Origin of the sequence: Amycolatopsis sp. cg9, from assembly GCF_041346945.1 — a bacterium.
GTDB lineage: Bacteria > Actinomycetota > Actinomycetes > Mycobacteriales > Pseudonocardiaceae > Amycolatopsis.
Window position 1 is genome coordinate 10043208 of the sequence record NZ_CP166850.1, and the last position, 22791, is coordinate 10065998.

A 22791-nucleotide genomic window follows, 5' to 3' on the forward strand; every position below is an offset into this window, starting at 1 on the left:
CGCGACCGGCCCACCCGAATGGAGCGGCGGTCCTGGACTCGCGCAGCGACCTGCTCTGGTGGCAGGCCGTACTACAGGTTACGTGGGGTGCCCCGGTGCGTTACCACCGGGGTCCCCCTAAGCAATCACTGACTCTGGTCCGAGGCGTGCACCGGCGGACCCGCCGGCCGCGACGCCGCCCGGCGCGGACGGCGCCGGGTGGAGCGCACGGCCGGTTCGGGCACGCTGACCTCGGGTTCGGCGACCGGCTGAGCGGCCTCCGAAGACTCGTTGACCGGCTCTTCGGCCGCCACCGGCGTCTCGTCCGCCTCCGTGGTGGCCGGGACGTCCGCGACCTCCTTGGCGGGCTCCGGGACGTGCCCGTTGCCGTTCACGGCGCCGTGGTCGTGCTCCTTGGCGGCCTTCGAGGCGTTCGCCATCGCCGCCACCGCCGACGCGATCGACTCGCGCTGCTCCGGCGTCGGCACGGCGTGCACCTCGGCCTTGGCGGGTTCGGCCGGCTCCTTGGCGGCCTCCTCGCCCTTGCCGCGGCCACGCGACCGGCGGGAGGTCTTCTCCCCGCCGCCACCGCCGCCGTTGCCACCGCCGTTGCCGTTCCCCCCGTGGGAGTGCCCGGAACCGCCGCCGGTGCGCTGCACCTCGGTCGAGACGAGCACGCCCCGGCCCTTGCAGTGCTCGCACGGCGTCGAGAACGCCTCCAGCAGGCCGGTGCCGATCTTCTTGCGGGTCATCTGGACCAGGCCGAGCGAGGTGACCTCGGCGACCTGGTGGCGCGTGCGGTCGCGGCCGAGGCACTCGGTGAGGCGGCGCAGCACCAGCTCGCGGTTCGACTCGAGCACCATGTCGATGAAGTCGATGACGATGATGCCGCCGATGTCCCGCAGCCGGAGCTGGCGGACGATCTCCTCCGCCGACTCCAGGTTGTTGCGGGTCACCGTCTCCTCGAGGTTGCCACCCGATCCGGTGAACTTGCCGGTGTTGACGTCGATGACCGTCATCGCCTCGGTGCGGTCGATGACCAGGTAACCGCCGCTCGGCAGCCAGACCTTGCGGTCGAGGGCCTTGGTGATCTGCTCGTCGATCCGGTGGTCGGCGAACGCGTCACCGGTGCCGGTGTAGCGCTTGAGCCGCTCGGTCAGCTCCGGGGCGACGTGCCGGACGTAGTCGTTGATCGTCTCCCACGACCGGTTGCCCTGGATCTCCAGCTTGGTGAAGTCCTCGGTGAAGAGGTCACGCACGACCTTGACCAGCAGGTCCGGCTCTTCGTAGAGCATGGTCGGCGCGCCGCCCTTCTTGCCGGAACCGGCGGCGGCCTTCTCCTTGATGACGTCCCACTGCGCCTTCAGGCGGTCGACGTCGCGGCCCAGCTCCTCCTCGCCGATGCCCTCGGAGGCGGTGCGGATGATGACGCCCGCGTCCTCCGGGACGATCCGCTTGAGGATGTCCTTGAGCCGGCGGCGCTCGTTCTCCGGCAGCTTGCGGGAGATGCCGGTGGCGCCGCCCGCGGGTACGTAGACGAGGAAGCGGCCGGGCAGCGAGATCTGCGTGGTCAGCCGGGCGCCCTTGTGCCCGACCGGGTCCTTGGTGACCTGGACCAGCACGGAGTCGCCGGTGGACAGCGCCTGCTCGATCTTGCGGGCCTTGCCCTCCAGGCCGGCGGCGTCCCAGTCGACCTCGCCGGCGTAGAGCACGGCGTTGCGGCCGCGGCCGATGTCGATGAACGCGGCTTCCATGCTCGGCAGCACGTTCTGGACGCGGCCGAGGTAGACGTTGCCGACGATCGAGCCGGAGCCCGACTGCGTCACGAAGTGCTCGACCAGCACACCGTCTTCGAGCACGCCGATCTGCGTCGAGTCGCCCTTCTCGGCGACGACCATCGTGCGCTCGACCGACTCGCGGCGGGCGAGGAACTCGGCCTCGGACAGGATCGGGGCGCGGCGGCGGCCGGCCTCGCGGCCGTCGCGCCGGCGCTGGCGCTTGGCCTCCAGGCGGGTCGACCCGCGGACGCTGCGCACCTCGTCGCGCGCCGGGCGTTCGCGCTCGGCCTGCTCGGCCTTGGCCTGGCGGACGTGCGTGACGGTGTTGGGCGGGTCGTCGGTCGTCTCGGCGTCGTCGCCGTCCGAGCCCTTGCGGCGACGGCGGCGACGACGGCGCTTGCTGCCGCCTTCGCCCTCGTCGTCGCTGTCGGACTCCGAAGCGGGGCCGGCGGCTTCCTCGGCCTCTTCGGTGTCCGCTTCGGGCTTTTCGTCACCGGCGCGGGACCGGCGGCGCGGCTGCTCTTCGGCCTGGTCGTCGTCGTTTTCGGTGCCTTCGTCGCCGCCCTCGGCGCCCTTGCCACGGCCACGGCCGCGACGGCCACGGCGGCGGCGACGGCGGCTGCCGCCGTCCTCGTCGTCACCGTCGGCGCCGTTGTCGGCGGGGGTGGTGTCTTCGGCTTCGTCCGCGGCGGGCTCGGGCTCCGGGCGGGGCTCCGGCTCCGCGAACGGGTCGGCCGGCTTGCGGGCCGGCTTGACCGCGCGCTCGGACGGCTCCGGCGGCAGGAAGACCGGCGACGGCGCGGCGAACACCGGCAGGTGGGCGCGGGTCTTCTGGCGCGGGCGCGGCTTCTCGGCCTCGGCGGCCGGCACCTCGGGCACCGGCGGGACCGCGGGGGCGGACTGGCGGGTGGCCTGCTCCTGGGCGGCGTCCTGACCGGCGCCGCCGCGGGTGCGGCCGCGGCCCTGGTCGGCGTTGCCCCGGCCACGGCCCGCGGACTGGCCCTGGTCGGCGGCGTCCCGGCCGCCGCCCGCGGGCTGCCCCTGGTCGGCGGCGTCCCGGGTCGGACCGGCGTTGCCCCGGCCCTGGCCCTGGGCAGCGCCCTGGTCCTGGGCAGCGTCGGCCTGGCCGCGACCGGCGAGCCGGCCCTGGTCCTGATCGGCGTCGGCCTGGCCGCGACCGGAGCGGCCGCCCTGGTCGGCGTCGGCCTGGCCACGACCGGCGGCGGCCTCGTCCTGGGTGGCGCCGGCCGGGGTGTCGCTCCGGTCCTGGCCGGTGCCGGCCGGGGCTCCTTCCGGCGCGGTGGGCTGTCCGCCCTCGGCCGGGGTGAAGGCCTCGGCGACCTTGAGCGCCACTTCCCTGGTCACGCTCGACTGTGCGCTGCGCACGCTTTCGCCCAGCTCGGTGAGCTTGACGAGGATGTCCCGGCTGTGCGACTCGAGCAGCTTGGCCAGCGCGTGCACCCGGATCCGGGCGGGCAGGTCGGCCAGCGGGCCGGTCGTGGGTGTGGCGGGATTCCCGCCGGTGTGCTCGGCGGGTGTTTCCGCGTTCGACATGTGTCTCCTCCGCCCCCGGGCGCGTCTGCCGGTTGCACCGGCAGGGACGCGGCCGCGCAGGGGCCCCTTTCTGTTCGTTCCGCCGTGGTGGTCACCAGCGGCGGGAATCCTTGCCCGACGACCGGGCGCCGCACCACCGCTTCCGGTGGGGCGCAACCCGGTCAAAGGTCTGCTCGGCGGCGTGCGTGGCCAGGCTCTCGCGGCCCCCGGGCCGCCCGCCACGTCGTCCAGCCGCCCGGTTCGCGAGCGGCGACGCGCGTCGTGCTGTACATGCACATCACCGGGCCACAACACCGCAGGCAGCACCTCTCACGTGCGCCCCGCGGCCCAGCGGCCACCCCGAGTATCCCACACCGGGTGACCACTCCGGTGTACTCGGTACCTCCCGCAGGCGTCCGGGCGCGCCGCGGGGGCCACCGGCCGGGCGAACTTGGCCGCAGCGCTTGTCCGCCGGGCACGGGGTGGCTACCGTGCGGCTCGGGGTGGCCGGATCGATCGCGCGCGCCGGCACCCGCGGTACCTGCATCCGGTGGGAGGTCCGGTGTCCCTGCTGGCGCGGCCGCTGCGGGCGGCCGTGTGCACCGTCTTGGTGCTTTCGGGATGCGTCACCGCCGGTCCGGCGGTGGCGGACGAGCCCGCCTGTGCCCACGGACGGTCCCTCCGCTACGTCGTCACCTTCGACCGCGGTACCACCGAGTCTTCGGCCCGCGGGCGGATCACCGGCGCGTGCGGCGCCACCACCGTCTACTACCCGCAGATCGCCGTGGCGATCGCGACCTCCGGCGACCCGGGCTTCGGCGAGCGGATCGGGCTCGACCGGGCGTTCAGCGCCCAGGCCGAGCGGCTGGCCGCGCAGCGCGCCACGGACCCGGTGAAGCCCCAGCCGGCGCGGGCGGCGCTGCCCCGTACCGACCCCGCGAAGGTGCCGGCCACCGACTTGAGCGCGCAGCAGTGGGACATGCGGATGATCAACGCGGGCCGGGCGCGCGGCTTCACCGGCGGCAGCCGCGACGTCGTCGTCGGCGTGCTCGACTCGGGCGTCGACCCGGACCACCCGGACCTCGCCGGCGCGCTCGACGCGGACGACTCCGCCGGCTGCCTGAGCGGTGCCCCCGACCGCGCGCCCGCGGCTTGGGCGCCGACGACGTCGGTGCACGGGACGCACGTGGCGGGCATCATCGCCGCGGCCGACGACGGGCGGGGTGTGACCGGTGTGGCACCCGGGGTGCGGGTGGCGTCGGTGAAGGTGATCGACGACCGCGGCTACGCCGACCCCGAAGCCGCGGTGTGCGGCCTGATGTGGGCGGCGTCACGGCACATGCGGCTGACGAACAGCAGCTTCTTCGTGAACCCGTGGACGCTCTCGTGCATCCGCGGCAACGACCGCGGCGTGGTCCACGAGGCCCTGGCGCGCGCGGTCGAATACAGCACGTCGGCGGGCACGCTGAACGTCGCGGCGGCGACCAACGAAGCCGTGGACCTGACACCGTCGGCCCGCTCCGGCTCGCCCGGGGCGGGCGACGGCTGCGAGGCCCTGCCGGCCGGGCTGCGGGACGTCGTCGCGGTGTCGGCCGTGGGTTCGGACCGGGTGAAGGCGGGCTACAGCTCGTACGGGCTGGGCGTGATCGATGTCACCGCGCCGGGCGGCGAGACGGGCGAGTGCGTCCTTTCGACCGTGCCGGGCGGGTACGCGCCGCTGTGCGGGACGTCGATGGCCGCGCCGCACGTCACCGGGGTGCTGGCGCTGCTGGCCTCCCGCGACCCCGGCGCCCGCCCGCGGCAGCTGCGCCGGACGCTCGAGACGCAGGCGACACCGATGGCCTGCCCGGCCGACTACGACCTGACCGGGGACGGGACGCAGGACGCGTACTGCGCCGGGTACGAGGGCTACAACGGGTTCTACGGGCACGGGATGGCGGACGCGCTGGCGGCCGTGGCGCCGGCGGGACGGCCGGACCCGGCTCGCTGATCCGCGTGTGGCGCGGAGATGTCGTGAAAGGGTCGTTCATGGCGTCCGGCGAGGTGAACGACCCTTTCACGACGTGCGGGCGGTGGAGCGGCAGGGACGCGAGCGCTCGCTGATCCTCACGTCAGGAGCAGCTTGGCGATGCGGCGGGTCGACGCCCAGAGGCCCACTCCTCCCAGGATCAGCAGGTACGCCAGGTTGACCAGCATCGACCCCGACAGCAGGCCCGTCGCCAAGCCGCGCATCAGCTCGATCGCGTGGTAGAGCGGGAGGCAGCGGACCACCCACTGCAGCGGCTCCGGGTACACCGACAGCGGGAAGAACGTCGTCGCGAACAGGAACATCGGGGTCAGGCCCAGCTGGATGTAGTCGAACTGGGAGGTCGAGCGCAGGAACGTCACCAGTGCCATGCCGATCGCCGAGAAGGCCAGGCCGACCAGGAGCGCCGCCGGGACCATCAGGAGGGCCCACCACGACGCCAGCAGGCCCATCGCCGCCGCGATGGCCAGGAACGCCACCGCGTACAGGCCGCCGCGGGTGATCGCCCAGCCGATTTCGCCGAGGGCCACGTCGAGGGGGCCGATCGGGGTGGCGAGCATCGCGTCGTACAGCTTCGCGTAGCGCAGCTTGAAGAACAGGTTGTACGTCGATTCGAAGACCGCGCCGTTCATCGCCGAGGTCGCCAGCAGGGCCGGGGCCACGAACGCGACGTAGCTCATCGGGTGCCCGTCCGGGCCGGGCACCTCGGTGACCAGCCGGCCGAAGCCGAGCTGGAACGCCAGCAGGTACAGGAACGGCTCGGCGGCGCCGGACAGGAAGATCAGCCAGTTGCCGCGGTACACCATGACCGAGCGCTCGACGAGCATGCGCGCGCGGCCGGCGTACAGCCCGGGTGGCAGCACCCGCAGCAGCAGTCCCGCGCGCCGCGGTGGGGCCTGGACGCTCACCATCAGACCACCAGCCTCCGGTAGAAGGCCCGGTGCGCGAACGCCCACCCGGCCGCGAACAACGCCGCCAGCACCGCGAAGTGGCCGAGCATCGCCCAGCCGCCGACCCCGCCGACGCTCACGCCGCGGGCCAGCTGCGTGCCGTGCCACAGCGGGGAAAGCCAGGCCAGCCAGCGGATCGCGGCCGGCAGCTGGGTGATCGGGAAGAAGGTGCCGGAGAACAACGTCATCGGCATCACGACGAAGCGGAAGATCAGCCCGAACCGCTGGCCCTCGTCGAACGTCCGCGCCGCCAGCGCGGCCATCGGCGTGGTGCAGGCGAGGCCGGTGACGGTGCCCGCCAGGATCACCAGCAGCACCCCCGGCCCGGTCCAGGCGCCGAAGAACAGCGCGACGAACGCGTAGATCGCGCCCGCCAGCGTCAGCCGCAGCGCCGACCAGATCAGGTGCCCGCCGAACACCTGGCCCGGCGACACCGGGGTGGCCGTGACGGCCAGGTAGTCCTTCTGCCACTTGAACCCCGACAGCACGGGATAGCTCGATTCGCCGACGGCCTGCTGCGCCGCACCGGCGGCGAGCAGGGCCGGCGCGATGTACTGGAGGTAGGTCAGGCCGCCGGTGACCGCGCCCGGGCGCACCTGCGAGCCGAACCCGAGGCCCATCGCGGCCAGGAACAGCACCGGTTGCAGCCCGGTGGAGTACAAAGTGGACAGCCAGTGCCTGCGGTACCAGGTCCAGTGTCCCTCGACGCGCAGCCACGCGCCGTGCCACTTGCCGACGACGCGGCCGGTGGATTCGATGGTGGTCACGGGCGCCGCCGGGTGGTTCCGGGGCGCCCGCCGGCGCGGCTCGCGGCCGGGTGAGTCGGCGAAGGGGTTCCCATCAGTCCACCAGCGTCCGGCCGGTCAGCCGCAGGAAGACGTCCTCCAGCGAACTCCGGCGCACCAGGCTCGAGAGCGGGCGCACCCCGCGGGCGTGCGCGTGTTCCAGCGCGACCTCGCCGTCGTCGCTGTAGAGCAGGACCCGGTCCGGCAGGATCTCCACGCGCTCCGCCAGCCCTTCGACCTGCTGGGCCGCCGCGGCCTGCTCCCCCGACGCGAACCGCAGCTCGACGACTTCGCGCGTCGAGTAGCGCTTGATCAGGTCCGCCGGCGAGCCCTCCGCCGCGATGCGGCCGTGGTCCATCACCACCAGCCTGTCGCAGAGCTGCTCGGCCTCGTCCATGTAGTGCGTCGTGACGATCAGCGTCGTGCCCTGGGCCTTGAGGCGGAACAGCCGGTCCCACAACAGGTGCCGGGCCTGCGGGTCGAGGCCCGTCGTCGGCTCGTCGAGCAGCAGCAGCTCCGGGTCGTTGACCAGCGACCGCGCGATCGTCAGCCGCCGCTTCATGCCGCCGGAGAGCGGGTCGACCTTGTCGTCGGCCCGGTCGGTCAGCTGCGCGAACTCCAGCAATTCCTCGGCCTTGCGCCGGGCCGCTGCCCGCGACAGGCCGAAGTAGCGGCCGTAGATCAGCAGGTTCTCCCGGACCGTCAGCTCGACGTCCAGGTTGTCCTGCTGCGGCACCACGCCCAGGCGCGCGCGGATCCGCGGGCCGGCGGTCTCCGGGTCGGCGCCGAGCACGCGCAGATCGCCGTCCGTGCGTGGTGACACGCACGCGATCATCCGCATGGTCGACGACTTCCCGGCGCCGTTGGGCCCGAGGAAGCCGAACGCCTCCCCGCGCCGCACCTCGACGTCGATCCCGCGCACGGCCTCGAACCCGCCGAAGCGCTTCACGAGCGCCTTGGCCTGCACCAGTGCCGGTTCCCGGTCCTCCGATTCGTCCACACCCCGACCATACGAGCGGGCACCGACAAAAACCGAACGGTTTAGCCGCGCACGGTCACGACCAGGGTGCGCGTCACCCCGTTGACCGTCACCGACAGCCGCGCGACACCCGGCCGCAACGCCGTCAGCACGCCCGTGGCGGGATCGAACGAAACGACGCCCCAGCCGACCGACCAGTCCGCGCTCACCGGGTAGGACACCGGCACGTCCCGCGGGCCCTGCCGGACCGAAGCGCGCACGACCGCGCGTTCGCCGCGAGCCAGCGAAGCCGGCCCGGACAGCGTCAGCGAGTCGACGTTCGGCCGCGTCTCGAAGCGCACCGGCTGGGCGCGGTCGGCCGGGTCGACGCGCAGCAGCGTCCAGCCGACGAACCCGCCGTCGCCCGGAGCGGCCGCGGGTGCCTTGCCCGAGTTGCCGTTGACCAGGTACGGCACGCCGTCCAGCCGGGACAGCGAGAACACGCCGGCGTGCGAAGCCACCGAAGCGGCCGGCTTGCCGGACGCCCGCTCGAACCCGGTCAGCCACTGGGTCAGCAGCGTGGCTTCCTTCCGGTCGCCGAGCTGGGAGTTCCCGGTCGGGCTGGGGTCCTGCACCGGGTGGTGCATGGCGACGACGACCCCGCGCACGGACCGGTCCGCCGCCGCCGAATCGAGCGCCGAGCGCAGCATCCGGACCTGGTCGAAGCCGCCTGCCCGCAGCGAGCCGCGCGAGGAGTCCATCAGCACCAGCCGGATGCCGTGCACGTCGACGACGCGGTGGGTCTCCCCGAAGACGGCCTGGAAGTTGGCGAGCCCGTTGCCCGCCTCGGCCTCGTGGTTGCCCGGCACGTAGTACCAGAGCACCTTGCCGTCGAGCTCGTCCGCGATCACCTGGCGCGCCCGCGCGAGGTCGGGCGGTGTCCCCCGGTCGACGAAGTCGCCGTTGATCAGTACCAGGTCCGGCTTCGCGGCGACGGCTTCGCGCAGCGCCCGCCGGGCCTGGGCGACCAGCGGGCCCGCCGGGTCGTCCGCGGTGAACTGGGCGTCGCTGACCACCGCGACGCGCAGGCCGCCGGTCAGCACGCCGTCGGTGACCAGCGCGGGATCGCGCGGGGCCGCGTCGGCGGGCACCGAAGTCGTCGGCGCCACCTCGAAGGTCAGGTCGTCGAACACCAGCCGGCCCTCGTACTGCTGGTCCGGCACGTTTTCGACGGCGTAGAAGCGCGCGAGGCGCTGGCCGCCGGGCAGCCCGGCCGGGACCGCGGCGGTGACGTACCGCCAGCCCGTCCAGTCCACGCTCAGCGAAAGGTCCACGACGGACGCCACGTTCGCGGCGTCGCGCAGTTCGGCCCGCAGCCACGCGCCCTTGCCGTCGCCGTTCACCCACAGCCCGATCTTCTGGGTACCCGCCGGGACGGCGAGCGGCGCGGACGGTGTCACGTAGGCCGCGCGCGTGGCGTTCGTGCCGGTCAGCCGGTAGTCCAGCGCGAGCCCGGCGCCGCCGTCGCGCCCGGGTGCCGCCGACAGCGCCGCGCCGACGACCGCCGGGAACACCGTCGCCGTCCAGCCCGCCGGGCCGTCCAGCGGCGCGGCGACCTGGGGCACGGTGCCCACCGAAGCGGCCAGGTGCGTGGTGAACCCGGCGGCGGACGCGGTGATCGAGGTGGCCCCGGACGCGGTCACCGCGGTCACCGCGTAGCCGTCGCCCGAGGGCTCGACGCGGACGACGGAGTGGTCGTAGTCGAGCTTGACGTCGTCGGGTTCCAGCCAGGTGCCGTAGCCGTCGGCGTCGTAGCCGTAGACCTTGAACGTGCTCTTGGCCCCGGCGGCCGACAGCGCGACCTGCTCGGTGCTGGTGCCCAGCCGGACCGGCTCGCCCAGCACGGAAAGCGTCGTCTTCCCGGTCGCGCGCCCGGCGCGCGCGACGACGTCGACACCGCCCGCGCCGTGGCCGGTGACGACTCCGCGCGTGACGGTCGCCCGCCGGGGGTCCGACGTCGTCCAGCGCGGCTCGGCGGCCACCGCGGCGCCGGTCTCGTCGTGGCCGTCGGCGACGAGGTGGCGCGTCAGGCCGGTCAGGACGCGGTCCGCGCCGTCCGCCGCCACGGCGGGGGCGGGCGCGAAGCCGGTGAGCTTGCCGCTGCCCGGCACGGTCGCGAAGCCGATCCCGTTGGGCACCAGGCGTTCCCCGCCGTCGGACGGCGAGTTCCGGACGCTCGGCGCGGCTTCGCCCTCGTTGCGCGCCAGGAGCGTCGACGAGCCGCCGCCGTCGAGGTTGATCGCGTCGTCGGCGCCGAGGCTCTTCATGTGCCGCGCCAGTTCCAGCTCGGTCAGGCCGCGGCTGTCGGCCTGCCGACCGTCCACAGTGGCCAGCCACAGCCGCTTGCCGTCAGCGGAGAAGCCGACCGCGGTCCGCGGGTGCATGGCGACGTTGTCGACCGGCTGCACGACGCCGTCGCGGAGCAGGACTTCGTTGCCGCCCACCGCGACCGCGACCTTCCCGGCGTCCGAGCGGGGCGCGTACGTGACCCCGACCGGGTCGCCCGGCTTGAGCGCGGCGAGCGCGTCCGCCCCGGCTTCGCGGGCCAGCAGCAGCGTGGTGCCCGCCGCGATCGGGCCGCTCGCGGGTTGTTCGCGCACGGCGGTGACGACGCCGTCGCGGAGCTCGACCTCGCGCACGCGCGACGCCCCGGCCACCGAGGTCGCCCGCCCGGAAGCGCCCCACAACGGCGTGTAGACGCCGATCGCGTCCGCGCCGAGGACCGGGCTGTTGAAGTTCGTGGCCCTCGCCGCGCCGCCCGGCAGCGTCACGGTGGCTTCGAGGAAGATCGACGCCAGCCGCGCCTTGCCGTCGTCGGTGATCGACGCGGTGAGGTTGTGGCCGGCGGCGGGCGCGGTCTGCAGCTGCCCGCCGTCGATCCCGACGCCGATCGGCGCGCCGGTGGCGTTGATGTCGAAGAAGTCGCCGTTGACGCCGGCGACCGCACCCGCGCGCGCGACCTGCTGCGAGAGCGGCGTGCGCGCGGACACCGTGCCGGGGCTGAGGTACGTGGGCTTCAGGACCTTGCTGCCCAGGTCGACGGCGAGGGTGTCGCCGCGGATCCAGCCGGCCGGGTCGAACCGGTCGAACTGGGTGAGGTTCAGCCCGGGCGCGACCTCGGTGGTCGCGCTGCCGGTGACGAGCCCGTCGTCGGGGTCCGCGGCGGCGAAGGCGGCCGGGCCCTGGTGGTCCGACGACGCGGCGGGCGCGGCCTCGACCGGTGGCGTACCGAGCGGCGCGCGGAGCGGGTCGGCGTGGGCGGGAGCGACGAACACCGTCGCGAACAGGGCGACGAACGGCAACGCGACGCGTGACTTCTTCACCAGGTACCCCAGTATCGAGTGAGCGTGAGCCGGACCAGCACAGCGCAGCGGCACGGCGGGGGGAAGACTTCCCGGTGAACGCCGCCTGAATGGTCTAGAACACCATCACGGTGTGAGGGGCGCGGCGAGCAGCGCGGCCGCGGCGTCGCCGGTGACCCGCGGGGCGGGCCCGGTGCGCTTCCACAGCCGCAGCAGGAGATCGCGAGCGGGCGCTTCGACGGACGCGGCGCCGTCGGCGGCCGGGCCGAGCGCGGGCGGCTCGCCGGGGTGCACGGTCCAGACGTCCCCGGTGTCGCTGGCGCGCAGGGAAACCGGGCCCGGCAGCTCGGGAACGGCGTGCCAGCGCGTGACGCGGGGCAGCATCGCGCCGAGGACTTCGTCGACGCCGTCCGCGGCCACGGCCGGGTCGAGCGCGTGGTCGCTGCCGGAGTCGGCGAGGTGGACGGCGGTTTCGTGGACCTGGCGCCGGAACCAGAACGCCTTGGTCTTTCCGGTGCCGCCGAAGTGCCAGCACCCGTCTTCGGGGGTGGCCCGCTCGAGGGCGTCGAGGAGCAGCCCGGCGCTTTCGGCGTACCAGGACGGCAGGTCGGCGCCGGGACCCGCTTCGAAGTCCTGGGACTCCGGCTCCCCGGTGGTGACGACGGTGGCCGCCCAGCGGTGGACGTTGCCCAGGTGCGTGCCGAGGTCGGCCAGCGTCCAGTCGCCGCAGTCGGGCACCCTCGCGGCCGGGTCGCCGGTGCGCAGGGCGACGGCGAACGCGCCCGTCAGCTCCCGCAGCACGGGCAGGTAGTCGCGGGCGGGGAACGGCATCGTGGTCATCGGCGCTCCGGGTGCGAACCGGGGCCACGCGCGGGCGTGGCCCCGGTGTCGATCACAGGTCGGGGAACCAGAGCTTCAGCTCGCGCTCGGCCGACTCCGGCGAGTCCGAGCCGTGCACCAGGTTGTACTGGGTCTCCAGCGCGAAGTCGCCGCGGATGGTGCCCGGGGTGGCCTTCTCGACCGGGTCGGTGCCGCCGGCCAGCTGGCGGAACGCGGCGATCGCGCGCGGGCCCTCGACGGCGAGCGCGACCAGCGGACCCGACGTGATGAACTCCAGCAGCTCGCCGAAGAACGAACGCTCCTTGTGCTCGGCGTAGTGCTCCTCGGCCAGCGCCTGCGGCACGGTCCGCAGTTCGACGGCGGCGAGCTTGAGGCCCTTGCGCTCGATCCGCGAGATGACCTCGCCGACGAGGCCGCGCGCGACGCCATCGGGCTTGACCAGGACCAGCGTGCGTTCAGTCACGACGGTGTTTCTCCTTGTTGCGGTTGCGTGTCGGTGCGCGTGAGCGTAGCCGACCCTTTCAGCGGCCCTGCGGGTGCAGCTTCTTCGACCACAGCGAAGCCCCCGTGGCGTCGCGCAGGTCCACGGTCAGATCTCCGGTGAAGCCGTCGACGTTCAGCTCGCCGAAGTGCTGGAAGCCGTCGATCGGGGCCGTGTTCGCCGCCGGCGGGGCGTGCACGAACACCGCTTCCGGGCCGAACGTCGGGTCCAGTGCGTTCGGTCCGAACGCGCCCGCGTTCAGCGGCCCGGACACGAACTCCCAGAACGGGTCGAAGTCCTGGAAGGCCGCGCGGTCGGGCGAATAGTGGTGCGCCGCGGTGTAGTGGACGTCCGCGGTCAGCCAGACGACGTTGCGGACGCGGCGGCGCTGGATCTCCCGCAGCACCCACGCCAGCTCGGTCTCCCGCCCGCCCGGCGCGCCCGGCAGGTTGTTCGCCACCGCTTCGATGTCCTTGCCGTCCGGGACGACCAGCCCGAGCGGCATGTCCGCCTGGACGATCTTCCACGTCGCCGTGCTGCGGCCGAGCGCGTCGGCCAGCCAGCGGGCCTGCCGGTCGCCGAGGATGTAGCCCGGCTTGGTCTGGTCCGCGGTGTTGGCGTTGCGGTAGGTCCGCATGTCCAGCACGAAGACCTCGACGCGCGAGCCGTAGCTGAAGCTGCGGTAGACGCGGCCGTCGACGGCCCGGCGGGAGTCGATCGGGTGCCACTCGTGGAAGGCCTGGTACGCCCGCGGCGCGAGGACGTCGGTGCGCTTCTCGGTGTAGGCCGGGTTGTCGAGGACTTCGCCCGGGTACCAGTTGTTCGAGACCTCGTGGTCGTCCCACTGGACGTACGACGGGACCTGCGCGGCGAACCGGCGGAAGTTCTCGTCGAGGCGGTTGTACGCGTGCTGGCCGCGGAACTCGTCCAGCGTTTCCGCGACCTTCGACTTCTCCGCCGTGACGACGTTGCGCCAGGTCCGGCCGCCGGGCAGGGCCACGGTTTCGGTCAGCGGGCCGTCGGAGTACACCGTGTCGCCGCTGTGCAGGAACAGGTCCGGGTTCCGCGCGGCCATCGCCGAGAAGATCGTCATCCCGCCCAGGTCGGGGTTGATGCCCCAGTTCTGGCCGACGACGTCGCCGGACCAGACGATCCGGGTGTCGCGGCGGCCCACCGGCGCCGTGGCGAACCGGCCGGTCAGCGGCTCGCTCGTGGCGCGCCCGTCCACCGACTCCGCCGTCACGCGGTAGTGGTACTCCGTGCCCGGCCGGAGGGCGGCGACGCGGACCTGCCCGGTTCCCCCGGTGGCGGGCCCGGCGAGGGGGCCGGGCACCCGGCGGGCGTGCCGGAACGACGGGTCGCGCGCGATCTCGACGACGAGCCGCGACGGGCGGTCCGCCCGCGACCAGACGATCGCCGAGCCGGGGGTGACGTCGCCGGAGGAGACGCCGTGGGTCAGCACGGGCCGGTCGCGGCGGACGAGCGGGACCGCCGCGAAGGCCGTCGACGGCAGCACGAGCGTGGCGGCGGCGCCGGTGAGGCCGGCCTTGAACAGGGTGCGGCGGGAGTGGCGGGTCGGTTCGGTCATGCGCGGTTTCTATCCCGTCCCGGCCAACGCGGGTTTGCGCGCGGGTGAACGGATATCGGGGGTTTCCCCCATCCCCGGCGCCGCTCGCCGTCGGTAGCGTGGCGATCACGACAAGGGGGTCAGATGAGTCCATTCCGGAAAACCCTGGCGGTTCTGACAGCGGCACTCACCATCACCACACTGGGGACAGCCGTCGCGGAAGCGGGCCAGGAAAGCAAGGCCGTCCTCCGCTACACCGAGCACGGCATCCCGCACATCGTCGCGAAGGACTTCGGCGGCCTCGGCTACGGGTACGGCTACGCGGCGGCGACCGACAACGTCTGCGAGCTCGCGAACATCTACCTGACGGTGAGCGCGCAGCGGTCGAAGTACCTCGGCCCGGGCGGCGACGGCTACCCGTCGTTGTCCGAGGCGGCGAACAACCTGCACAGCGACCTGTTCTTCCAGCGGATCAACGATTCGGGGATCGTCGACCGGCTGGCCGCGCAGCCCGCGCCGCAGGGACCGCGGCCCGAGGTCCGGCAGATCGTTTCGGGTTACGTCAAGGGCTTCAACGCCTACCTGGCGCGCACCGGCCGGTCCGGGATCTCCGACCCGGCCTGCCGCGGCGCGGACTGGGTCCGGCCCATCACCGAGCAGGACTTCTACCGGCACTTCCACGCCATCGCGATCACCGGCGGCCAGGGTGTGGTCACCGAAAGCCTGTTCACCGCGCCGCCGTCGGGTGCGACACCGGCGCCGGGCACGGCCGGGCAGCTCTCCGACCAGGTCCGGAAGGCGCTCGGCGGCAGCGGGCTGGGCAGCAACGGCATCGCGATCGGCGCGGACTCGACCGCTTCGGGCCGGGGCAGCGTGCTGCTCGGCAACCCGCACTACCCGTGGCAGGCCGGGCGGCGGTTCTGGCAGAGCCAGCTCACCATCCCGGGCCGGTTCGACGTCGCCGGCGCGAGCCTGCTCGGCATGCCGTTCGTCCAGATCGGGCACACCGCCGACGCGGCCTGGACGCACACGGTGTCCACGCCGGTCACGTTCGGCCTCTTCGAGGTGCCGCTGCAGGCCGGCGATCCGACGACCTACCTCGTCGACGGCAAGCCCGAGAAGATGACGACAGCCGACGTCACGGTCCAGGTGCGCCAGGCCGACGGCTCGGTGAAGCCGGTCCGGCAGACGTTCTGGTCGACGCGCTACGGCCCGGTGCTGGCCGACTTCCAGGGCATTCCGCTGCCGTGGACGACGAAATCGGCGTACGCGGTGCGCGACGCCAACGCGACGAACCTGCGCGGGCTCAACACGTGGTTCGAGCTCGACCAGTCCCGCAGCACGGCCGACGTCGTCCGCGCGCTGAGCCGCACGCAGGGCGTCCCATGGGTCAACACCATCGCCACCGACCGGGCCGGCAATGCGCTCTACGCCGACATCCAGGTGGTCCCGCACGTCACCGACGAACAGGCGAAGGCGTGCAACACCCCGTTGGGGCAGGGGACGTTCGAGCAGGTCGGACTGGCCATTTTGGACGGTTCGAGGTCGTCGTGCCAGTGGGGTTCGGACCCGGGCGCGCTCGAACCGGGCATCTTCGCGCCGTCGCGGCTGCCGCAGCAGCAGCGCCGGGACTACGAGCTGAACGCCAACGACAGCGCTTGGCTCGCGAACGCCAAGGCGCCGATCACGGGTTACCCGCACATCGTCGGCGACTCCGGCACCGAACGTTCACCGCGCACGCGGGAAGCCTTGCTGACCGCCGAAAAGGGCGGCTTCACGACCGAGTCGATGAAGCGGATGCTCTTCGCCGACCACAGCCTGTTCGCCGACCTGACGGCGGCGGACCTGGCGAAGCTGTGCGCGTCCTTCCCGGGCGGGCAGGCACCGTCGTCGTCCGGCCCGGTGCCGGTCGGGCCGGCCTGCGCCGCACTGGCGAACTGGGACCACACCTACACCCTGGACACCCGCGGTTCGCTGCTGTTCCAGCGGTTCGCCGCCCGGCTCGGGAACGTGGCCCGGTTCGCGGTGCCGTTCGACCCGAAGGCGCCGCTGACCACGCCGAACACGCTCAACGTCGGCAACGCGGACGTCCAGGAGGCGTTCGGGGACGCGCTCGTGGAGCTGCGCACGGCCGGGCTCCCGCCGGACGCGAAGCTGCGGGACGGCCAGGCGGTCACCCGCAACGGCGAGCGCATCCCCGTCCACGGCGCTCAGGGCTTCCTGGGCGTGCTCAACGTGATGACGCCGGTGTGGGACCCGGCGCGCGGCAACGTCGAGGTGGCGCACGGGTCGAGCTACGTCCAGGTGGTCGGGTTCAGCGGGCACGGGTGCCCGGACTCGTCGACGCTGCTCACGTACTCGCAGTCGTCGAACCCGGAGTCGCCGTACTTCAGCGACCAGACGAAGCTCTACAGCCGCGGCGAGTGGGTGAAGGGACGCTTCTGCGAAGCGGACATCCTGCGCTCCCCCGCGCTGCGGATCGTCGTGCTGCGCTGAGCTCCCGGCGGAGGCGGGCGCTCAGCCGTCCGTCTCCGCCGCCAGCGCGCGCAGCTCGGCGAAGGCCTCGTCGAGGTGCTCGTCCAGACCGCGCGCGGGTTCCCCGATCCACGCTCCGGCCGCGTGGTGGAAGGTGAGCCAGCCGACGTCGGCGGCCAGCGCGGCCGGCCGGCCGGCGACTCCCCGCGCGCGCAGCGCCGCCGCCAGGGCGTCGCTCATCGCCGCGGCCTTGGCCAGGTCGCGCTCCCGCAACGCCGGGGTCGCCGCGATGACCGCGAGCCGCGGTTCGGCGAACGGCCGGTTGCTCTCGAGGATCCGCCCGGACTTCCGGAAGGCGCGGATCAGGACTTCGAGCGGCGGCAGCCCGTCGGGCGCCTCGGCGACCGCCGCGACGAGTTCGGCGCGCAACGTGGCTTCGCCGTCGAAGAGCACTTCGCGCTTGTCCGGGAAGTGCCGGAAGAACGTGCGCTCGGTGACGCCGGCCCTGGCGGCGATCTCGGCCGTGGTGGTCCGGTCGAAACCGCGTTCCCGGTACAGCTCGAGCGCCGCCTGCTGAAGGCGGCGACGCGCTTCTTCCCCGCTGCGTGGCACGGTGACAGCCTACCGGTAGCGACAGCGACTGACGCTACGCGGTACAGTTCGTAGCGTCAGTCACTGTCACTACCCGGGAGTTGCCCCCATGCACGTCTTCGTCACCGGCGGTTCCGGCCTCACCGGACCCGCCGTCGTCACCGAGCTGATCGCGGCCGGCCACACGGTCACCGGCCTCGCGCGCTCGGATGCGTCCGCCGCCCGGCTCGAGTCGCTGGGCGCCACCCCGCACCGGGGTTCGCTGGACGACCTCGACAGCCTCCGCACCGGCGCCGAAGCCGCCGACGGCGTGCTGCACATGGCCTTCGGCGGCGACTTCACCGACCCCGACGACATGATGCGGCGCGACCGCACGGCGATCGAGGTGCTCGGCAAAGCACTGGCCCACTCGGGCAAGCCGTTCGTCAGCACGTCCGGCACGCTCGTCATGCCCGCCGGCCGGGAGAGCACCGAGCGGGACGAGCCCGACACCGCCGGGATCGCCGCCTTCCGGATCGCCGGCGAGCGGGCTTGCCTGGCCTTCGCCGAGCAGGACGTGCGCGCGAGCGTCGTCCGGCTCGCGCCGACCGTCCACGGCCCCGGCGACCGCGGATTCATCGCCTGGCTCGTGGACACCGCGCGCCGGACCGGGAAGTCGGCCTACGTCGGCGACGGCGCCAACCGCTGGCCCGCGGTGCACCGGCTCGACGCGGCGGTCGTCTTCCGGCTGGCTCTGGAGGGCGCCCCGGCCGGTAGCGTGCTGCACGCCACCGCCGAGAACGTCCCGTTCCGGAGCATCGCCGGGACGATCGCCGACGGCCTGGGGCTGCCCGCCGTCTCGCTGACCCCCGAAGCGGCCTCGACACACTTCCCGAGCCCGTTCATCGCCACGGCCTACGGCTTCGACGCGCCGGTTTCGAGCGCGCTCACGCGGGAGCTGCTCGGCTGGTCGCCCCGCCACGCGTCGCTGCTCGACGACGTCGCGAACGGCGACTACCTGTAGGCGGTCAGGGCTGGGGCTGCTGCTGGCTCGCCAGGGTGCCGGCCGCCATCCGGCGGGCGACGTCCTTGCGCAGCCACAGCAGCCACAGCCAGATCGCCAGGAAGATGACGCCCAGCACGGTGATCGCGGGCAGCCAGAACACCAGCGCGATCAGCACCACCTGCAGCGCCAGGATCAGCGGCACCGCCCACGGGCGCTTGACGAACCCGCACGTCACGACCAGCAGGACGGCCACCGCGATGACCGTCCAGCCGGTGCCGCTGCTGATCCCGCCACCGAGCTTGTTCACCACCGGGAGCGCGAGGGCGACCGTGATGCCCTCCATGATCAGGGTCCCCGACATCACGCCGCGGAAGCCCTTCATCGGGTCCTTCGGCTTGGGGGCTTCGGTCGGCTCGCTCACGCCGGCTCCTTCCCGAACAGGGTGCGCGCCTCGCCCACGGTGACCACCGAGCCGGTGACCAGCACGCCACCGCCCGCCAGCGGCTCCTCGGGGTCGTCGCTCGTCTCCACCAGCGCGATCGCCGTCTCGATCGCCGTCTCCAGGTCGGTCTCGGCGACCACCCGGTCCTCGCCGAACACCGAGATGGCCAGCTGGTTGAGCTCGTCCAGCGGCATCGAGCGCGGCGACGAGTTGCGCGTCACGACGATGTCGGACACCACCGGTTCGAGCGCGTCGAGGATGCCGTGGGCGTCCTTTTCGGCCATCACGCCGACCACCGCGACCAGGCGGCGGAAGGCGAACTCCTCGGCCACGGTCGTCGCCAGCGCGCGGGCGCCGTGCGGGTTGTGGGCCGCGTCGATCATGACCGCGGGGGCGGCGCGGACCCGCTCCAGCCGCCCGGGTGTCTCGACCTCGGCGAACGCCTCGCGCACGGCCTCGACGACCAGCTGCTTGTCCTTGCCCGCGCCGAAGAACGCCTCGACCGCGGCCAGCGCGAGCGCGGCGTTCGCGGCCTGGTGGGCGCCGTGCAGCGGCAGGAAGACGTCGTCGTACACCCCGCCGAGGCCCTGCAGCTTGAGCAGCTGCCCGCCGACGGCGACTTCGCGCTCCAGGACGCCGAACTCGCTGCCGGCGCGCGCGACCGCGGCGTCGACCTCGACGGCGCGTTCCAGCAGCACCTTCTGCACCTCGGGGTCCTGCTCGGCGATGACGGCGACCGAGCCGGCCTTGATGATGCCCGCCTTCTCGCGCGCCGCGCTCACCGCGTCGGGCCCCAGGTACTCGACGTGGTCGAGGCCGATCGGGGTGATGACGGCGACGTCGGCGTCGGCGACGTTCGTGGCGTCCCAGGCCCCGCCCAGGCCAGCTTCGAGCACGGCGGCCTCGACCGGCGCGTCGGCGAACGCCGCGAACGCCATCCCGGTGAGGATTTCGAACTTGCTCATCGCCACGCCGTCCGCGGCCGCACCGTCCACCATGGACACGTACGGCGCGATGTCGTGCCACAGCTCGGCGTAGCGGGCGGCCGAGATCGGCCGGCCGTCGAGCGCGATCCGCTCGGTGACCAGCTGCAGGTGCGGACTCGTGTAGCGGCCGACGCGCAGGCCCATCCGGGTCAGCAGCGCGTCGATCATCCGGGCCGTGGAGCCCTTGCCGTTCGTGCCGGCCACGTGCAGCACCGGGTAGCCGCGGTTCGGTTCGCCCAGCAGCTGCGTCAGCGCGGAGATCCGGGTCAGCGACGGCTCGATCTTCGTCTCCGGCCAGCGCTGGTTCAGCTCGGCCTCGACGGCCATCAGCTCGCGGCGGGCCTCGGGCCCGTCCGGGTTGCCGTAGACCACGGGTTCGCCCTGGTCGTCGAGCTCGTGCAGCTCGGTGTCCTCGGGCACGGTGAAGTCGGGCACCGGGCCGGTGGCGAGGTTGTCGCCCAGCTGGCCGACGCCGCCGATACCGCCGCGCGAGCCGCCGCCGGCGTCGAACGCGGTGTCGCGCGCGTCCAGCTCCGGGTCGTGGTCGTCGGAGTCCTCGTACCCTCCGGCACCCAGTTCGTCGACGCCCGCGAAGCTGTCGAGATCCGACAGGTCCGGCTTGCGACCTGTCTCATCCTGCGGCACTGAATCTCCTCCGGCCTGGGGTTTTGGGCTTGCCTTCCGAGTCTACGTGCGTCGCCGGTGGCACTCTCGACGCATGCCGTTCAACCACAACGACCACTACCACCCGCTGCTGCTGGACCTGCTGCCGCCGGGACCGGGCCTCGCGCTGGACGTCGGGTGCGGCACCGGCCGGTTCGCGCGGCGGCTGGCCGCGACCGGGATGGCGGTGGAGGCGGTCGACGTGTCGGCGGCGATGGTCGAAGCGGCGGCGGGGCTCGGTTCGCCCGGACCGGGCGAGATCGTCCACCGGCGGGCCGACGTCACCACCGACCCCCTGCCCGAGGCGCACTACGACTACATCTCGTGCCTGGCGTCCCTGCACCACATGCCGTTCGAGACGCTCGCCAAGCTGCGCCGCGCGCTGGTGCCCGGCGGGGTGCTCGTGGTGCTCGCCCTGGCGCGCCCGAGCACGCCGGTGGACTGGGCGCGGGCGATCGCGGCGGTGCCGGTCGACGCGCTCGCCCGGCTGGTCGTCTACGCGGGCGAGCGGCTGAACGGTGGTGCCGAGGACGGCCCGAAAGCCCCCGTCGTCGACGACTACCCGACGCTGGCCGAGGTGCGCCGGGAGTCGGCCCGGCTGCTGCCCGGGAGCACCGTCCGGCCGCTGTTCTTCTGGCGCACGCTGATCACTTACCGTGAGCACGGCGACGGTGACCCGACTGGCGGGTGAAGTCCCCACCCCGGCCGCCCGGCGCTCGCTAGATGTGGGAGGGAGCGTTCCGCAGAACAGAACGGGGTCTTCATGCGCATCACCCGGCTGCTCGCCGTCGTCTTTTCGGCAGCCATCCTCCTGCCGGTGTCGGCCACCGCCGCCTCGGCGGCGACCATCGGCAGCTACGTCGCCCTCGGCGACTCGTACACCTCCGGGCCGTTCGTCCCGGTCCAGCGGGTCGACCCGCTGGGCTGCGGGCGGTCCACCGCGAACTACCCGTCGGTGCTGGCCGCGGCCCTGCACGCCGGGCGGTTCACCGACGTCAGCTGCGCCGGGGCGGACACCACGAACATGACGCGGCCGCAGAGCGTGCCGTTCAACGGCACCAACCCGCCGCAGCTGGGCGCGCTGCGGATCGACACCGACCTGGTCACGCTCGGCATCGGCGGCAACGACTACGGCGTGTTCGGCAGCCTGACCTCGACGTGCCCGGGCCTGCGCGCGAGCGACCCGACGGGCAACCCCTGCGAAGCGCACTTCGACGGCTCGGTGACGTCGGCGATCGACAACATCGGGCCGCGGGTGGAGGCGGTGCTCGCCGCGATCCACGAGCGTTCGCCGCGCGCGCGGGTCCTGCTGGTCGGCTACCCGCGGATCGCGCCGGAGCGGGGCTACTGCCCGGACGTGCTGCCGTTCGCCGACGGTGACTACGCGTGGCTGAACAGCGTCGAGGAAGCCCTGAACCGGACCCTGGCCGACGCCGCGGACGCGGACGGGCGGACGGAGTTCGTCGACACCTTCGGCCCGTCGCGCGGCCACGACGCCTGCGCGCGCGGCGGTTCGGCGTGGATCAACGGCAAGGACCAGAACATCTTCGAGGCCGCCGCCTACCACCCGCTCAAGGCCGGGATGGCCGGCGTGGCCGCGGTGGTGCTCAAGGCGCTGCGCTGACGTACTCCAGCACGATCCGGGCGAACTCGTCCGGCAGTTCGGCCGGGGCACCGTGCCCCGCGTCGATCTCGGCGGCGCGCGCGTCGGGGATCGCGGCGACCAGCTCCCGCTGCTGGTCCGCCGTGATCAGCCGGTCGTGCGCGCTGCCGAGCACCAGCACCGGCGCGGTGATCCGCCCGAGCACCGGCCGGAGGTCGACCGTCCGGTCGGTCTCGATCTGCCGGTCCGCACCGGGCTGGATCACCGCGTCGAGCGTCTTGACGAGCTGCTCGTTGCTCTCGGCGGTGGCCTGGTCCCAGTAGCGCGGCCCGAAGGCCATCAGCGGGAGCAGGCGGGCGAAGGACCCGCTTCGGAGCAGGTCCAGCCAGAAGCGGAACTCGGCGTCCTGCCGGGTGTCGGTGACCGGCCAGGCGGCGTGCAGCACCGCCGAGCGCACGCGGTCCGGGCGGGTCCCGGCCAGGTGCGCCGCCACCACCCCGCCCAGCGAGTGCCCGACGACGTGGGCGGTCCCGACGCCCGCGTGGTCCAGCACGGCTTCGGCCTGCGCGGCGAGGTCTTCGACGCCGATCGGGCCGCCGTGGTCGGTGGTCAGCCCGGAGCCGGGGAAGTCGGGGGCCAGGACGGTGAAGGTTTTCGCTTGCGCCGTCAGGGGTCCCCACTGCTCGCGGGAGGCGGCGGTGCCGTGCAGCAGGAGCAGCGCGGGCCCGTCGCCGGTGCGGTCGTAGTGGACGACGGCGTCGCCCAGCGGCACTTTCGGCATTCGCCG

Annotated in this window: 17 protein-coding genes; 5 read left to right on the top strand and 12 right to left on the bottom strand. The window is 73.5% G+C overall.

Annotated features, from left to right (window positions below; all coding sequences use genetic code 11):
- Positions 1 to 125 precede the first annotated feature (125 nt).
- Positions 126 to 3311, bottom strand: a complete 3186-nt coding sequence (locus tag AB5J73_RS46280) for a translation initiation factor IF-2 N-terminal domain-containing protein (RefSeq protein ID WP_370966260.1) — start codon at positions 3309 to 3311, stop codon at positions 126 to 128.
- A gap of 541 nt (positions 3312 to 3852) precedes the next feature.
- Here AB5J73_RS46280 and AB5J73_RS46285 point away from each other — a divergent pair.
- Complete coding sequence (locus AB5J73_RS46285; RefSeq protein WP_370966263.1) at positions 3853 to 5280, top strand: S8 family serine peptidase; 1428 nt, start codon at positions 3853 to 3855, stop codon at positions 5278 to 5280.
- A 116-nt stretch (positions 5281 to 5396) separates the two neighbouring features.
- Here AB5J73_RS46285 and AB5J73_RS46290 read toward each other — a convergent pair whose 3' ends face one another.
- The 7 genes from AB5J73_RS46290 to AB5J73_RS46320 all read right to left on the bottom strand — a co-directional run bounded on the left by AB5J73_RS46290 (position 5397) and on the right by AB5J73_RS46320 (position 14280).
- Entirely contained in the window at positions 5397 to 6227 is an 831-nt protein-coding gene (locus AB5J73_RS46290; RefSeq protein WP_370966265.1) for an ABC transporter permease, read from the bottom strand.
- Positions 6227 to 7033: an ABC transporter permease gene (locus AB5J73_RS46295; RefSeq protein WP_370966267.1), complete on the bottom strand. Its 807-nt coding sequence runs from the start codon at positions 7031 to 7033 to the stop codon at positions 6227 to 6229. The genes AB5J73_RS46290 and AB5J73_RS46295 overlap by 1 nt, the downstream gene beginning before the upstream one ends.
- Positions 7034 to 7106: 73 nt before the next feature.
- On the bottom strand, positions 7107 to 8051 hold the full coding sequence (locus AB5J73_RS46300; protein ID WP_370966270.1) for an ABC transporter ATP-binding protein: 945 nt from the start codon (positions 8049 to 8051) through the stop codon (positions 7107 to 7109).
- Positions 8052 to 8092: 41 nt separating this feature from the next.
- Positions 8093 to 11392 carry a phosphodiester glycosidase family protein gene (locus AB5J73_RS46305; RefSeq protein ID WP_370966272.1) on the bottom strand — a complete coding sequence of 1100 codons (3300 nt, stop codon included), beginning with the start codon at positions 11390 to 11392 and terminating at the stop codon, positions 8093 to 8095.
- A 105-nt stretch (positions 11393 to 11497) separates the two neighbouring features.
- Positions 11498 to 12211 (bottom strand): maleylpyruvate isomerase family mycothiol-dependent enzyme, encoded by a 714-nt coding sequence (locus AB5J73_RS46310; protein ID WP_370966275.1) that lies wholly within the window; start codon positions 12209 to 12211, stop codon positions 11498 to 11500.
- Positions 12212 to 12263: 52 nt separating this feature from the next.
- Positions 12264 to 12674, bottom strand: a complete 411-nt coding sequence (gene ndk / locus AB5J73_RS46315; protein ID WP_086858017.1) for a nucleoside-diphosphate kinase — start codon at positions 12672 to 12674, stop codon at positions 12264 to 12266.
- Positions 12675 to 12732: 58 nt separating this feature from the next.
- Positions 12733 to 14280 carry an alkaline phosphatase gene (locus AB5J73_RS46320; protein ID WP_370966280.1) on the bottom strand — a complete coding sequence of 516 codons (1548 nt, stop codon included), beginning with the start codon at positions 14278 to 14280 and terminating at the stop codon, positions 12733 to 12735.
- 123 nt (positions 14281 to 14403) lie between these two features.
- On the opposite strand from AB5J73_RS46320, the gene AB5J73_RS46325 reads away from it, so the two are divergent.
- Entirely contained in the window at positions 14404 to 16755 is a 2352-nt protein-coding gene (locus tag AB5J73_RS46325) for a penicillin acylase family protein (RefSeq protein ID WP_370966283.1), read from the top strand.
- A 21-nt stretch (positions 16756 to 16776) separates the two neighbouring features.
- On the opposite strand, the gene AB5J73_RS46330 is transcribed toward AB5J73_RS46325, so the two are convergent.
- Complete coding sequence (locus AB5J73_RS46330) at positions 16777 to 17346, bottom strand: TetR family transcriptional regulator (RefSeq protein WP_370966285.1); 570 nt, start codon at positions 17344 to 17346, stop codon at positions 16777 to 16779.
- A gap of 88 nt (positions 17347 to 17434) precedes the next feature.
- On the opposite strand from AB5J73_RS46330, the gene AB5J73_RS46335 reads away from it, so the two are divergent.
- Positions 17435 to 18328, top strand: coding sequence for an SDR family oxidoreductase (locus AB5J73_RS46335; protein ID WP_370966287.1), 894 nt, complete (start codon positions 17435 to 17437; stop codon positions 18326 to 18328).
- 4 nt (positions 18329 to 18332) lie between these two features.
- Here AB5J73_RS46335 and AB5J73_RS46340 read toward each other — a convergent pair whose 3' ends face one another.
- Positions 18333 to 18692 (bottom strand): DUF4233 domain-containing protein, encoded by a 360-nt coding sequence (locus AB5J73_RS46340; RefSeq protein WP_370973548.1) that lies wholly within the window; start codon positions 18690 to 18692, stop codon positions 18333 to 18335.
- A 35-nt stretch (positions 18693 to 18727) separates the two neighbouring features.
- Positions 18728 to 20383: a folylpolyglutamate synthase/dihydrofolate synthase family protein gene (locus tag AB5J73_RS46345; RefSeq protein WP_370966289.1), complete on the bottom strand. Its 1656-nt coding sequence runs from the start codon at positions 20381 to 20383 to the stop codon at positions 18728 to 18730.
- A gap of 73 nt (positions 20384 to 20456) precedes the next feature.
- On the opposite strand from AB5J73_RS46345, the gene AB5J73_RS46350 reads away from it, so the two are divergent.
- Complete coding sequence (locus AB5J73_RS46350; RefSeq protein ID WP_370966292.1) at positions 20457 to 21092, top strand: class I SAM-dependent methyltransferase; 636 nt, start codon at positions 20457 to 20459, stop codon at positions 21090 to 21092.
- Between the two features lie 72 nt (positions 21093 to 21164).
- Complete coding sequence (locus AB5J73_RS46355; protein ID WP_370966295.1) at positions 21165 to 22025, top strand: SGNH/GDSL hydrolase family protein; 861 nt, start codon at positions 21165 to 21167, stop codon at positions 22023 to 22025.
- Here AB5J73_RS46355 and AB5J73_RS46360 read toward each other — a convergent pair.
- Positions 22009 to 22785, bottom strand: coding sequence for an alpha/beta fold hydrolase (locus AB5J73_RS46360; protein WP_370966299.1), 777 nt, complete (start codon positions 22783 to 22785; stop codon positions 22009 to 22011). The genes AB5J73_RS46355 and AB5J73_RS46360 overlap by 17 nt on opposite strands.
- Between the last annotated feature and the right edge of the window lie 6 nt (positions 22786 to 22791).